Below are 12,775 nucleotides of genomic sequence, written 5' to 3' on the forward strand. Positions count from 1 at the left end.
CTCGCCTCGCCACCGCCAGCCGCATAGCCCCACGGGCAGGACCTCTACCCCGCGGCCAAACCCACAACCGGACATGCCCTTCCGAACCACCCTCTAAGAACGCTCTGGGTTGGGATTGACTGCCCCAACCGCCTGCCTACTCAGAGCACGCCTGATGATGGCTCCGTGCTTCCTGCCATCTGGCCCGTGGCCGCACGGGTTATCCGGCAGAAAACCCCTCAGCCGTCCCAGACGAGGTCGCCGTCGGGCAGCCGGCGGGCGCCGTCGGCGGGGCGGTGCGGGGCGAGCCGGCCGTCGGGCATCAGGTGGGACACCGGCACGTCGTGCCCCAGCACGGCGACGTCGGCGATCAGCCGCCGGTGGCAGCGCCACCAGACGCTCTCGCTGCACATCACCGCCGTGGTCCGGACCGCCGCGTCCGCCAGCACCGCCTCCAGCGCCGCCCGGAAGTCGGCGGTACGGGTGTACGCCGCGTACGCCCGGAAGGCGGCCACGGTCCACCAGGTGTCCGGCTCGTCGGTGCCGGCCGGGGTGTGCCGCCGCCCGCCGAGGCGCTGCTCCCAGCGGTAGTCCACGCCGGCCGCCGGCAGCCAGCGGGCCAGTTCCTCCCGGCGTACGTCGGGGTTGGTCCGGCTGGCCGGGAACCGCCGCACGTCCACGACGAGCGCGACCCCGGCCCCCGTCAGCAGCTCGCCCAGCCGCTCCCGGTCCGCCGCCCCGTGCCCCACCGTCAGCAGTGTCACGCCGTGGGGAATGCCCCGAATCCCGGGCGGCTACCGCCCGGGATCCCCGCGCGGGGCGGCGGGCGGGGCGGCCGGCGGCGAGGGTGGGACGGGTGCACCCCGACCTCCCGGCCGACGAGGCCGACGCGCTCGACTGGCTGGCGTTCGAGCAGGCCGGCGTCGTCACCACCGCCCAGGCGATCCGTACGCTGACCGAGGGCACCGTACGCGGACGCGTGCGCTCCGGGCGGTGGCGCGCGATCTGCCGGGGCGTCGTGCTGATGGGCAACGGCCGGCTTACCCGGGACCAGCAGTTGTGGGTCGCCGTGCTCGCCACGGGCTCCGGTGCTGTCCTGGCCGGCCCGACGGCTGCCGCCGAGGCGGGCGTACGCGGACTGCGGCGCGAGCCGCTGCACGTGCTCGTGCCGGCGCACCGGCGGGCGGGGCGCACCGTGCTGGGCCGGCTGCCGATCGACATGCCTGCGGTCGTCGTGCACCGCGCGTCGGTGCTGCCAGCGGCACACCTCCAGCTCGCCCGGCCGCCGCGCACCACCACCGCCCGGGCACTGGTGGACGCGGCCGGCTGGGCCCGCACCGTCGACGAGGCGCAGGCGGTGCTGGCGGCCGGCTGTCAGCAGCGACGGGTCACACCGGCGGAGTTGTCGGCGGTGCTGGACGCGCTGCCCCGGGCCCGTCGGAGGGCTTTGATCCGGCAGACCGTGGCGGACATCGCGGGTGGCGCTGAGGCGCTCTCGGAGATCGATTTCGTCCGGCTCTGCCGCCGCCACGGCCTGCCCGCGCCTCACCTTCAGCAGCGGCGCGCCGACGCCTCCGGGCGGACGCGGTGGCTCGACGCGTACTGGCGGGAGTGGGGGTTGCATGTCGAGATCGACGGCGCGCACCACATGGACGTCCGGCACTGGGCGGCCGACATGCGTCGCCAGAACGACGTCTGGACCTCGGGGGACCGCATCCTGCGCTTCCCGGCGTGGCTGATCCGCGCCCGCCCCGACGAGGTGGCCGACTCCCTCCGCCGCGCTTTGCTCGTGGCCGGCTGGCGCCCCGAGGCGTGAATCTTGGACAGTTGCCGTCCGCGAAGAACGGCAACTGTCCAAGATTCCGCCGGGAGCGCGGACAGCGACGCCCGCCGGGAGCGCGGACAGCGACGCCCGCCGGGGACGCGGACAGCGATGCGTCCGCGCTCCCGGCGGTGGTGCGTCAGGAGACGGTGCAGGGGGTGCCGTTGAGGGTGAACGCGGCGGGCTTCGGGTTCGATCCGGTGTGGGTGCCGTTGAAGCCGAAGCTGGTCGACGCGCCCGGCGCGAGCCGGCCGTTGTAGGAGAGGCTGGTGGCGGTGACCGCGGCGCCGGTCTGGGTCCACGTCGCCGACCAGCCCTGGCCGACCTTCTGGCCGGCGTGGGGGAAGGTGAAGGCGAGCGTCCAGCCGTCGATCGCGGTGGTGCCCGTGTTGGTGAGGGTGACGTTCGCGGTGAAGCCGCTGTCCCAGCCGCTGGTCGTCCAGGTCACGGCGCAGCCGCCGGACGCGGGCGGGTCGGCGGTGGTGACGGCGACCGACGTGGACGCCGCCGAGGCGTTGCCGGCCGCGTCCACGGCCACCACGTGGAACTGGTACGCGGTCGCGGCGGTCAGCCCGGTCACCGCCAGCGTGGTGCCGGTGGGCGAGCCGACCAGCGTGTCCCCGCCGGCGGCTGACCGGTAGACCCGGTACCCGGTGACGCCGACGTTGTCGGTCGACGCGGCCCAGCTCAGGGTGAGCCCGGTGGCGGTGACCGCCGAGGCGGTCGGGGTGCCGGGGCGGGTCGGCGCGACGGTGTCGGGGGCCGGGGCGGCGGGCGTGGTCACCTCGGCCACGGGCGAGGCGGTCGACCGGTTGCCGGCGCCGTCGCGGGCCCGCACCGTGAAGCGGTACGTCCGCTCGGGCAGCAGCCCGGTCACGGCCAGGGTGTTGGTGGCCGAGTTGAGCAGGACGAGCGCGTCGCTGCCGACCTGCGCCTGGGTGATCTCGTAGCCGGCCAGCCCGCTGCCGCCGGCGTCGGTGGACGCGGGCCAGGTCAGGGTCAGCCCGGTCGCGGTGACGGCCGAGGCGACGGGGGTGCCGGGCACGGTCGGCGCGGTGGTGTCCGGGGTGGCCGGCCCGGGCTCCTCGCCCCAGATCCGGGTGGCCCCGGAGTAGAGGGTGACCTTCCGGTTCGGTCCGGCCGCCGCCTGGTACGACGGGTCGTTCGTCGGGTCCCAGGTGCCGCCCTCGGGCACGCCGATCTTGAACTGCACCTCCATCCGGTGCTGCGACTGCCCGGCGGGCGCGATGGTGTGCCCGGTGCAGTCCACCTCGACGTACCAGATGTCGCCGGAGAACTGCCTGGCCGTGGCCGGCGACGGGCAGCCCTGGGTGTAGCCGGGGGTGACCGTGACGGGGCCGGTGCCGTCGGGGCGGAAGTAGTAGCGGAACTTGCCGTCGGTCAGGGCCCGGGCCGGGAAGGCGGACTTGTTGTAGACGATGGCCTTGAGGCCGGTGGCGCGCGGCTCGGCCTGCATCACCGTGGTCTCCACGGTCAGCTCGTCGATGTCCGGCGTCTCGGCGCGGGGGAAGCCGGCGAGCGGGGTGCCGCCGTATTCTTGGGCGAGCCGGGCCAGCGCGGAGCTGAAGCCGGCGTTGTAGTCGGTGGCGACCTCGTTCATCACGTAGTCCGACCGGCTGTCGGTGTACGCGTCGTTGGCCGCCGACGGGCCGCCGACCAGCGCGCCGTAGAGGGTGTGCCGGGTCTCGACGGGCACCGTCTGGCTGTCCCACCAGGAGCCGTGCGCGGTGCGGTGGTGCGGGTTCTTCGGGGAGTTGGCGCCGAAGCCGATGACGTAGCTGGAGGCGCGCGGGTTGTCGCCGAGCGCGTAGTTGATCTGCCGGACGGCGAAGTCCTTGTAGCGGGCCTTGCGGGTGGCGTCGGTGGTCTTGTCGCTGTAGACGAGGGCCGCGAAGGACGTGTTGGCGGCGTAGCGCAGCGCGCCCCACGAGTCGAGCACGGCCATCCCGCCGGGCGAGTACGGCACGCGCTGGCCGTTGACGCCGACCGTCCAGTAGTCCAGCCAGCGGTTGGCGTCGTCGACGTACTTCTGCTTGCCGGTCAGGTTGGCCAGCAGCACGTACGCCCCGAACTGCTTGTTGTCCCAGGCGATGGTCCACTTGTAGGAGCGGGTGGTGCTCTGGTTCTCGGTGCCGAGCTTGTCGTACTCGCTCTCGGCCTTGGCGAGGTAGGCGGCCTCGCCGGTGGCCCGGTGCAGCCAGATCGCGGACCAGACCAGCTCGTCCTGCCAGCCGCTCCAGGAGCGGTAGAAGCTGGTCGCGTCGGTGATGCACTCGTGGTAGCTCTTGCGCACCGTGTCGGCGAACGTGTGCAGCTGCCTGGCATGCCCGAGCAGCTTGTCGGCGTAGGCGGCGTCGGTGGGCCGGAAGACCATCGACGACGCGGCCATCGCCGCCGCCGTCTCCCCCGCCAGGTCCGCGCCGCCGCAGCTCGCGTCGATCTTGTACGCGGGCCGCGCCATCGGCATCACCTCGGCCGGGCCCCACCACTTGTGGTCGTCGTCGCCCTTGCCGACCTGTCCGTAGAGGACGTTGGGCGCCGGGTGCGCCTTGATGAAGTAGTCGTTGACGAAGCGCAGGTTGTTCAGCAGGTGCGGCAGCTGGCCGGAGGCGACGTAGCCGGCGCGGTACTCGACGGCGCCCCAGGCGAGCATGGTGGCGCTGAACGCCATCGGGAAGCCGAACTTGACGTGGTCGCCGGCGTCGTACCAGCCGCCGGTGAGGTCGCGCCCGACGTCGGCGCCGTCGGTGAGCGCGGAGTCGCCGCGCCAGGAGACCCGGTTCCAGTCCGGCAGCGGGCCGGACTGCTGCGCCTCGTAGAAGTAGAGCGACTTCTGCAACGCCTCGGCGTAGTTGAAGGCGGCGGCGGGCGCGGTCCGCGTGGCGCTCCCGGCGGCGGGCGTCGCGGCGGAGGCGGGCGCCGGGGCGGTGACGGCGAGGGCGAGGCCGGCGGCGAGGGCGCTGCCGGCGGCCAGCAGGCGGGGCAGCCAGGGCTGGTCGCCCGGCCGGCGCGGACGTCTGGGGTGACGCATGACGGGGCTCCTGTCGGTGGCGTCGCCGGCGGCACCGGGGACGGCGCGCGGGATGGTGGTCGGGGCGTGCCGGCGAGGGTGGTGGGGGTGCGGCCACGGGCCCGGGAGCGCTCCCATGGATGACCGACAATGTAATGCGGCGGTCGCCGGTTTGTGAAGACGCTCGCGGTGCGCCTGCGATGCGCCTGCGGTGCGCCCGCGCAGGGGCGCTGACAGGAAAGCCCTTACCTGCACACCGGACGTACGTCACACCATCGATAAATATGGATTGAATTGCGACGTACGGGCAGGTCATCGCTGGGACGGGTGGGTGAAGACGCGCGTCGCGGCCGGGCGGGAGACGGGCCGGGCGTTCCGGCATACGAACGTACTGTTGCCCGCCCCTTTCCGGCGCGCGACAGTACGCCCACACCAGCGGTGCCATCGACGTTGCCGCTCCCCCGGCCAACCTGAGGAGATCGCGATGGCTCTACGACTCGCCGACGGCACCGCCTGGTCCGACACCCTCGCCCGCGCGGTGGCCGCCGCGCCCGAGGCGTTCGGCTCCCCGGCCGACGGTGTCACCACCCTGCACAACCTCGTCCGCGGCGACTGGCACGCCGTGGGCACCCCCAGCCCCGTACGCACGCCGGTGGACAACACCGTGCTGGTCAACCTGGCCCGCCTCGACGCGGAGTCCGCCCGCGCCGCGGTCGCGCACGCCGCCGCCGCGCACCGGGCCTGGGCCGACACCCCGCTCGCCGACCGCAAGGCCCGGGTCACCGACGCCCTGGACGCGCTCACCGCCCACCGCGACCTGCTCGCCCTGCTGCTGGTCTGGGAGATCGGCAAGCCGTGGCGGCTGGCCTGCGCCGACGTGGACCGGGCGCTCGACGGCGTCCGGTGGTACGTCGACGAGATCGACCGGATGCTCGCCGACGGCCGGGAGCCGCTGCCGGGACCGGTCAGCAACATCGCGTCGTGGAACTACCCGATGAGCGTGCTCGTGCACGCCGAGCTGGTGCAGCTGCTCGCCGGCAACGCGGTCATCGCCAAGACCCCCTCGCAGGGCGGGGCGGTCTGCCTCACCGTCGCGCACGCGCTGATGCGCCGGGCCGGGCTGCCCGCCACCCTGGTCTCCGGCGGCGGCGAGGAGCTGTCCGAGGTGCTCGTCCGGGCGCCGGAGATCGGCGCGGTGGCGTTCGTCGGCGGGCGCTCCAACGGCGGCAAGGTCGCCGCCGCGCTGCTCGACTCCGACAAGCGGCACTTCATCGAGCAGGAGGGCCTCAACGCCTGGGGCATCTGGAACTTCTCCCAGTGGGACCTGCTCGCCGGGCACCTCAAGAAGGGCTTCGAGTACGGCAAGCAGCGCTGCACCGCGTACCCGCGCTTCGTGGTCCAGCGGGACCTCGTCGACGAGTTCCTCGACATGTACCTGCCGGTGGTGCGCTCCGTCCGGTTCGGGCATCCGCTCGCCGTCGGCGACGACTGGACCGCCGGGGACCCGCTGCCCGAGCTGGACTTCGGCCCGCTGATCAGCGCCGCCAAGGCCGACGAGCTGCGCCGCAAGGTCGACGAGGCGGTACGCGGCGGCGCGGTGCCGCTGCACCGGGGCAAGCTGACCGGCGCGCCGTTCCTCGACGGGCAGGACACCTCCGCGTACGTGGCGCCGTCCGTGTTGCTGGCCCCGCCCGGCCGGTCCCGGCTCATGCACGCCGAGCCGTTCGGCCCGGTCGACACCATCGTCGTGGTGGACACCACCGACGAACTGCTGGCCGCGATGAACGCCTCCAACGGCGCGCTGGTCGCCTCCCTGGCCTGCGACGACGAGGAGCTGGCCGGCAAGCTGGCGGTCGACCTCCAGGCGTTCAAGGTCGGCATCAACAAGCCGCGCTCCCGGGGCGACCGGGACGAGCCGTTCGGCGGCCGGGGCGCGTCCTGGAAGGGCGCCTTCGTCGGCGGCGACCTGCTGGTGCACGCGGTCACCCAGGGCGGCGACGGCCGCCTCTACGGCAACTTCCCCGACTACAACAGCTACCCGACGACCTGAGGTGTAAGGAAGGGCACCCTGCTGACGCATGGCGATTGCAGGGTGCCCTTCCTTACACCACCGGCGGCGCGACGGGCCGGCATCCGCCCGCCCGCTGCGCCGCCGGACAGCTCCCGTGCCCGCGGGCGACGCCTCACCCGTGCCGCGCGGACGCGCCCTCGACGAGCGGCACGGTGAGGGTCACCAGGGCGCCGTCCCGCTCGGTCGGGGCCGGCCGGCCGAGCCGCCGCACGGTGCGCAGCATCGGAGCGTTCTCCGCGTGGACGTGCAGCACCAGGGCCGCGTAGCCGGCCTGCTCGGCGTGCCGGACCAGCCGGCGCAGCAGGGCCGAGCCGAGGCCCCGACGCTGCCAGTCGTCGCGGACCAGCAGCGCCACCTCGGCCTCGTCGCCCTCGGCGAGCAGGTTCGCCATCGCCACCACCGACTCCGCCCCGGTGTCGCCGGCCGGCTGCGTCGCCCCGGCGTCGCCGGCCGTGGCGAGCAGGGTCACGCCCCGGGCCGGCTCCAACAGCCGGCGCAGCCGGGCCGGGGTCGGCGTCCCCGCGCCGCCGAGGTAACGCCGGTGCCGGCTGTGCGGCGAGCACTCCTCGTGCAGCTCGACCACGCCGGGCAGGTCGTCGACGGTCGCGGGCCGTACGGTCGCCTCGGCGCCGTCGGGCAGCACCAGGGTGACCTGCTCGGCGGCCCGGCGCGCGACGGCGGCCGACAGCTCGACCAGGGCCTGGGCTCGGGCGTACTCGGCCGGGGTGAAGCCCGGCACGGCGCGGCGCAGCGCGTACGACCCGCCGGCCGGGTCGTCCAGCAGCATGGTGGTGGTGGCGAGCCCGCCGACGCAGCCCGCCGATGCGGGTCGCCAGGTGACCGCGTCCGCGCCGAGCAGGGCGCGAAGCGCCTCCCCGGTCGCGTCCGGGTCCCGCACCAGCCGGGTGGCCAGGCCGAGTGCCCGGGTCGGCTGGTCAGCGAGCCCGCGCGCCTCGCTGCGCGCCACCCAGCAGTCCCGGCCCCGCCCCCGGTGCACGGCGGCGACGAGGCCGGCCTCGTCGAGCGTGTCCGGCGCGTCGACCAGGAAGTCGTCGACGGCACCCCGCTCGGTGGTGTGCACCTGCACTGTGAGGATGTTGACCCCCCGCAACGCCAGGCTGGCCGTGAGCACCGACAGGTAGCCCGGCCGGTCGTCCACGGTCGCCCGGATCCGCCACAGCGTCATGGTTCGCTCCCTTCCGCCTACGACCCTCGTCGGTGGCTGTTGCGGGCCGGTTGCCCGGGGGTGACGGCTCCGGTTCCGTCGCGCGACCTGCGCCACAGTGACCGCCACCGGCAGGCCGGCGCAGAGGTCCACGCCAGGCCGGCGCAAAGGTCCAAGCCGGGCCGGCTCAGCGACGTGAAGGCCGACTCAGGGTTTGGCGGGCACCGGCGATCCGACCAGGTCGAGCCGGTCGCCGAGGATCACCGCGGCGGCCCGGACGAGCTGCGCCAGCCGGTCCACCTCCGTGGCGTGGAACGCCGCCGCGGCCGGCGTCCCGGCGCACTCCCGGGCCGCCACCAGCACCAGGCCGGCCCGGCCGAACGGCGCGACCGCGACGTGCGCGCCGCCGGGCGTGCTGATCGCCCGGGCCCGCAGCGGGGTCACCTCCGGCAGCGGCGGCGGTACGGGCGCGCGCCAGCTCGCGTATCCGACGGTCGCCTCCCCGGCGGCGCCGGTCCGGGCGGCCCAGTCCACCGGCACCACCGCGGCGACCGCCCAGTCGGCGGCGAGCAGCCCGGGAACGGCGTCGACAAGCGTGGCGACGCCGTCGACCGGGTTGGCCGCGACCTGGGCCAGCAACTCGGCGTCCTGCCCGGAGGTGGTTGGCGCGCCGATCGCCCGCCACACCCCGTCCACCCGGACGCCGGGGATCGCCGCCAGCCCGGCGAGCAGCCGCTCGACCCGCGCCGCGCCCGGCCAGACCACGGTGAAGTCGTCCACCGCCCGCCCGCCGAGCCGCTCCAGGACGACCACCTGGACGATGTCGGCGCCGGACACGCCCATGGTGCGCGCCACCTGACCGAGCGTGCCCGGACGGTCCGGCAGGGTGACCCGAACTCGCAGCAACATGTCTGAACCCCTCCGCTCGGCGGGCCGGCACCGCTGGCCGGCAGGCTGGGCCCCAGCCTGGCCGGTGGCCGTTTCGCCCCTGTTGCCGCGGCATGTCCCGAGGGTCAACTCCCGACCTTGACAACATGGCGGAGCTGCCATCAACTAATCGGATGACCGAGCCGGCCGTCGACGCGCACGGGCCGGGCAGCAGCCCCGCCGCCGCCTCCCCCCGCGGGCTGGATCTCGACAGGCTCGCCGCCCACCTGGCCCGGCACCGGCCCGAGCTGGCCGACGGCCCGCTGCGGGCCCGGCTGATCGCCGGCGGCAAGTCCAACCTGACCTACCTGCTGAACGCCGGCGGGCACGAGGTCGTGCTGCGCCGCCCGCCGCTCGGGCACGTGCTGGCCACCGCGCACGACATGGCCCGGGAGTACCGGGTGATCTCCGCGCTGGCGCCGACCGACGTGCCGGTGCCCGCCGCGCTGCTGCTCTGCGAGGACGCCGAGGTGATCGGGGCGCCCTTCTACCTGATGGAACGGGTGCACGGCGAGGTGTTGCGCACCCGCGCCCAGACCGACCCGCTCACGGACGACCAGCGGCGGGAGCTGGCGCTGGCGATGATGGACACCCTTGCCGCGCTGCACGCGGTCGAGCCCGCCTCGGTCGGGCTGGGCGACTTCGGCCGCCCGGAGGGCTACCTCGCGCGGCAGGTCCGCCGGTGGGCCGGCCAGCTCGACCGGTCCCGCAGCCGGCCGCTGCCCGGCATCGAGGAGCTGCGGGACCTGCTCGCCGGCACCGTGCCGGAGGGCGCCAACGGCGGCCGGATCGTGCACGGCGACTACCGGCTGGACAACCTGCTCGCCACCGTCGACCCGGTGGCCGTACGGGCCGTGCTCGACTGGGAGATGGCCACCCTCGGCGACCCGCTGGCCGACCTGGGGCTGCTGCTGACCTACTGGGACGTGCTCGGCGGCAGCGAATCGGCCGCCGGCAACCCGGTCGCCGACGGGCTCGGGCCGCGCGCCGGGTTCCCCACCGGGACGGAGCTGATCGAACGGTACGCCGGGCGCGGCGACGTCGACGTCGGGCCGCTGCACTGGCACGTCGCGCTCGGCTGCTTCAAGCTCGCGGTGATCTGCGAGGGCATCCACTACCGGCACACGCTCGGGCAGACGCTCGGCGAGGGCTTCGACCGGATCGGCGACATGGTGGCACCGCTGGTCGAACACGGGCTGACCGCCGCCAGGGAGCGTTGATGGACTTCGCCTACGACACCCGCACCGAGCAGCTGCGGGCCGAGCTGACCGCGTTCCTGGACGAGCACGTCTACCCGGCCGAGCCGGTGCACGCCGCGCAGGTGGCCGCCGCCGGCGACCCGTGGGCCCGGCCCCCGGTGATGGCCGAACTGAAGGCCGAGGCGCGCAAGCGCGGCCTGTGGAACCTCTTCCTCCCCGACCCGCGCCACGGCGCCGGCCTGACCAACCTCCAGTACGCCCCGCTGGCCGAGCTGACCGGGCGCAGCCCGCACCTGGCCCCGGAGGCGCTCAACTGCGCCGCGCCCGACACGGGAAACATGGAGCTGCTCGCCGAGTTCGGCTCGCCGGAGCAGCAGGAGCGCTGGCTGCGACCGCTGCTGGAGGGCGAGATCCGCTCCGCGTTCTGCATGACCGAGCCGGAGGTGGCGTCCTCGGACGCGACGAACATCGCCACCCGGATCACCCGCGACGGCGACCACTACGTCATCAACGGGCGCAAGTGGTGGTCGTCGGGGGCGATGGACCCGCGCTGCGAGATCTTCATCGTGATGGGCAAGACCGACCCGAAGGCCGACCGGCACCGCCAGCAGAGCATGATCCTGGTGCCCCGGGACACCCCGGGCGTCGCCGTGCGGCGGGGCATGACGGTGTTCGGCTACAGCGACGCCTCGCACGGCGGCCACGCCGAGGTCGACTTCACCGACGTCCGCGTACCCGTGGAGAACCTGGTCGGGGCGGAGGGCGCCGGCTTCGCGATCGCCCAGGCCCGGCTCGGTCCCGGCCGGATCCACCACTGCATGCGGCTGGTCGGCATGGCGGAGCGGGCCCTGGAGCTGCTCTGCCGGCGGGCGCTCGAGCGGGTCGCGTTCGGCCGGCCGCTCGCCGAGCAGGGCGTGGTACGCGAGTGGATCGCCGAGTCCCGGGTGCGCATCGAGCAGGCCCGGCTGCTGGTGCTCAAGACCGCCTGGTTGATGGACACGGTCGGCAACAAGGGCGCGCACACCGAGATCCAGGCCATCAAGATCGCCACTCCCGCCACGGCCGAGTGGGTGATCGACAAGGCCATCCAGGCGTACGGCGGAGCCGGCGTCAGCCAGGACACCCCGCTCGCCGCCCTCTGGGCCCAGTCGCGGACGCTGCGCCTGGCGGACGGCCCCGACGAGGTCCACCGTTCCTCGCTGGCGAAGCGCGAACTGCGCCGCTGGTCCAACTGACCAAGACACCCACCCCGCGCTCCCCGCCCGCTCCCCCGGCCCAGCCCGGCCCAGCCCGTTGATCATGAAGTTGTTGTCGCGACACGCCGACGTCGAGGGCGACAACTTCATGATCAACGCGGAGATGGGCGGGTGCGGCGGCGCGGGTGGGGTGGGTGGGTCAGGCGGAGGCGCGTTCGATGAGTTGGGTGTCCAGGAGGATGTGGGGGGACGGGAGCTCGTCGCCGCGGATGCGGCTGACCAGCAGGCGGGCCATCTGCCGGCCCATCTCCTCCACCGGCTGGAAGACCGTGGTCAGCGGCGGCTCGGCCTGCCGGGAGATCGGGGCGTCGTCGAAGCCGATCACCGCGACGTCCTCCGGCACCCGCCGGCCCGCCTCGCGCAGCGCGCGCAGCGCCCCGAACGCCATCAGGTCGGAGGCGACGAAGACGGCGTCGAGGTCGGGGCAGTCCTCCAGCAGCCGACGCATCCCGGCCGCCCCGCTGCCCTCGCTGAAGTCGCCGTACGCGATCAGGGCGGGGTCGACCCCGCCCCCGGCGGCCCTGACGGCCTCCTTGTAGCCGGTCAACCGGCCCAGGCCGGCGCCCATGTCCTGCGGGCCGGCGATGGTGGCGATGCGCCGCCGCCCCCGGCCGGCCAGGTGTTCGACCGCCCGCCGGGCGCCTCCCACGTTGTCCACGTCGACGTAGTACGCGGGCTGCGCGCCGGGCTGCAGCATCCGGGCCGGGCGGCCGCCGAGCACGGTGGGCAGGCCGCGCTCCTCCAGCAGGGTGGGCAGCGGGTCGGAGTCGTGCAGCGACAGCAGCAGGACCCCGTCGACGTGCTGGTTCGTCAGGTGGTGCTCAACCCGCTCCCGCTCGATCGGCGACTGCACCATGGCCAGCCAGAGCTGCAACGGGGTCTCCAGCAGCCCCGAGCTGACGCCCCGGACGATGCCGGCGAAGAACGGCTCGGTGAAGACCCGGTCGCCGGATTCCGACACCACTAGGGCGATCGAGTCGGTGCGTTGGGTCACCAGGGCACGGGCGGCCCGGTTCGGCACGTATCCCAGCTCAGCGATGGCCTGCTGCACCGCGGCGCGCGCCTCGGGGCTCACCTGGGGTGAGCCGTTGACCACCCGGGAGACCGTCCCGCGACCGACGCCGGCGCGGGCGGCGACGGCGTCGAGGGTCGGGCGCCCGAGCGACCGGGTGCGCTGCGTTGTCATTGTCTGCTCCTCCGACGGCGGACCGGCCCCGGGGGCCCCCCCCGGGGGGGGGGGGCGGGGGCGCCCCCGGGGGGGGGGGGCCGGGCCGGGGGCGGGGGGGCCCCGCGGGGGGGGCGCACCACCCGGACCCACACCCCCC

9 protein-coding genes are annotated in these 12,775 nt (G+C 74.7%); 4 read left to right on the forward strand and 5 right to left on the reverse strand.

All coding sequences use genetic code 11. From position 1 onward, the window contains the following. Positions 1 to 218: 218 nt before the first annotated feature. Complete coding sequence (locus tag ACGFNF_RS02950; protein WP_357580460.1) at positions 219 to 743, reverse strand: DUF488 domain-containing protein; 525 nt, start codon at positions 741 to 743, stop codon at positions 219 to 221. 92 nt (positions 744 to 835) lie between these two features. On the opposite strand from ACGFNF_RS02950, the gene ACGFNF_RS02955 reads away from it, so the two are divergent. Continuing rightward, positions 836 to 1,795 carry a hypothetical protein gene (locus ACGFNF_RS02955; protein ID WP_393165357.1) on the forward strand — a complete coding sequence of 320 codons (960 nt, stop codon included), beginning with the start codon at positions 836 to 838 and terminating at the stop codon, positions 1,793 to 1,795. A gap of 145 nt (positions 1,796 to 1,940) precedes the next feature. Here the strand turns inward: ACGFNF_RS02955 and ACGFNF_RS02960 are convergent, their stop codons facing one another. Next, complete coding sequence (locus ACGFNF_RS02960) at positions 1,941 to 4,853, reverse strand: glycoside hydrolase family 9 protein (protein ID WP_393165359.1); 2,913 nt, start codon at positions 4,851 to 4,853, stop codon at positions 1,941 to 1,943. Between the two features lie 463 nt (positions 4,854 to 5,316). Here ACGFNF_RS02960 and ACGFNF_RS02965 point away from each other — a divergent pair, with 463 nt between their 5' ends. Next, on the forward strand, positions 5,317 to 6,882 hold the full coding sequence (locus tag ACGFNF_RS02965; protein WP_393165361.1) for an aldehyde dehydrogenase family protein: 1,566 nt from the start codon (positions 5,317 to 5,319) through the stop codon (positions 6,880 to 6,882). Between the two features lie 133 nt (positions 6,883 to 7,015). On the opposite strand, the gene ACGFNF_RS02970 is transcribed toward ACGFNF_RS02965, so the two are convergent. Together ACGFNF_RS02970 and ACGFNF_RS02975 are read right to left on the reverse strand one after the other, a co-directional pair. After that, positions 7,016 to 8,089, reverse strand: coding sequence for a GNAT family N-acetyltransferase (locus ACGFNF_RS02970; RefSeq protein ID WP_393165363.1), 1,074 nt, complete (start codon positions 8,087 to 8,089; stop codon positions 7,016 to 7,018). A gap of 186 nt (positions 8,090 to 8,275) precedes the next feature. Then, positions 8,276 to 8,977, reverse strand: coding sequence for an amino acid-binding protein (locus ACGFNF_RS02975; protein WP_357580850.1), 702 nt, complete (start codon positions 8,975 to 8,977; stop codon positions 8,276 to 8,278). A 152-nt stretch (positions 8,978 to 9,129) separates the two neighbouring features. Here ACGFNF_RS02975 and ACGFNF_RS02980 point away from each other — a divergent pair, with 152 nt between their 5' ends. Together ACGFNF_RS02980 and ACGFNF_RS02985 are read left to right on the forward strand one after the other, a co-directional pair. After that, positions 9,130 to 10,215: a phosphotransferase family protein gene (locus ACGFNF_RS02980; protein ID WP_393165847.1), complete on the forward strand. Its 1,086-nt coding sequence runs from the start codon at positions 9,130 to 9,132 to the stop codon at positions 10,213 to 10,215. Further along, positions 10,215 to 11,429 (forward strand): acyl-CoA dehydrogenase family protein, encoded by a 1,215-nt coding sequence (locus ACGFNF_RS02985; RefSeq protein ID WP_393165365.1) that lies wholly within the window; start codon positions 10,215 to 10,217, stop codon positions 11,427 to 11,429. The genes ACGFNF_RS02980 and ACGFNF_RS02985 overlap by 1 nt, the downstream gene beginning before the upstream one ends. Positions 11,430 to 11,589: 160 nt before the next feature. On the opposite strand, the gene ACGFNF_RS02990 is transcribed toward ACGFNF_RS02985, so the two are convergent. Then, complete coding sequence (locus ACGFNF_RS02990; protein WP_357580852.1) at positions 11,590 to 12,636, reverse strand: LacI family DNA-binding transcriptional regulator; 1,047 nt, start codon at positions 12,634 to 12,636, stop codon at positions 11,590 to 11,592. Between the last annotated feature and the right edge of the window lie 139 nt (positions 12,637 to 12,775).

The organism is Micromonospora sp. NPDC048868, from assembly GCF_043198195.1.
Classification (GTDB): Bacteria; Actinomycetota; Actinomycetes; order Mycobacteriales; family Micromonosporaceae; genus Micromonospora; species Micromonospora reichwaldensis.

Bases quoted from the DNA above. Each gene is read 5' to 3' on its own strand.
- ACGFNF_RS02965 (WP_393165361.1), top strand. From the start codon at position 5,317: ATGGCTCTACGACTCGCCGACGGCACCGCCTGGTCCGACACCCTCGCC.
- ACGFNF_RS02970 (WP_393165363.1), bottom strand. From the start codon at position 8,089: ATGACGCTGTGGCGGATCCGGGCGACCGTGGACGACCGGCCGGGCTAC.
- ACGFNF_RS02980 (WP_393165847.1), top strand. From the start codon at position 9,130: ATGACCGAGCCGGCCGTCGACGCGCACGGGCCGGGCAGCAGCCCCGCC.
- ACGFNF_RS02985 (WP_393165365.1), top strand. From the start codon at position 10,215: ATGGACTTCGCCTACGACACCCGCACCGAGCAGCTGCGGGCCGAGCTG.
- ACGFNF_RS02960 (WP_393165359.1), bottom strand. From the start codon at position 4,853: ATGCGTCACCCCAGACGTCCGCGCCGGCCGGGCGACCAGCCCTGGCTG.
- ACGFNF_RS02990 (WP_357580852.1), bottom strand. From the start codon at position 12,636: ATGACAACGCAGCGCACCCGGTCGCTCGGGCGCCCGACCCTCGACGCC.
- ACGFNF_RS02975 (WP_357580850.1), bottom strand. From the start codon at position 8,977: ATGTTGCTGCGAGTTCGGGTCACCCTGCCGGACCGTCCGGGCACGCTC.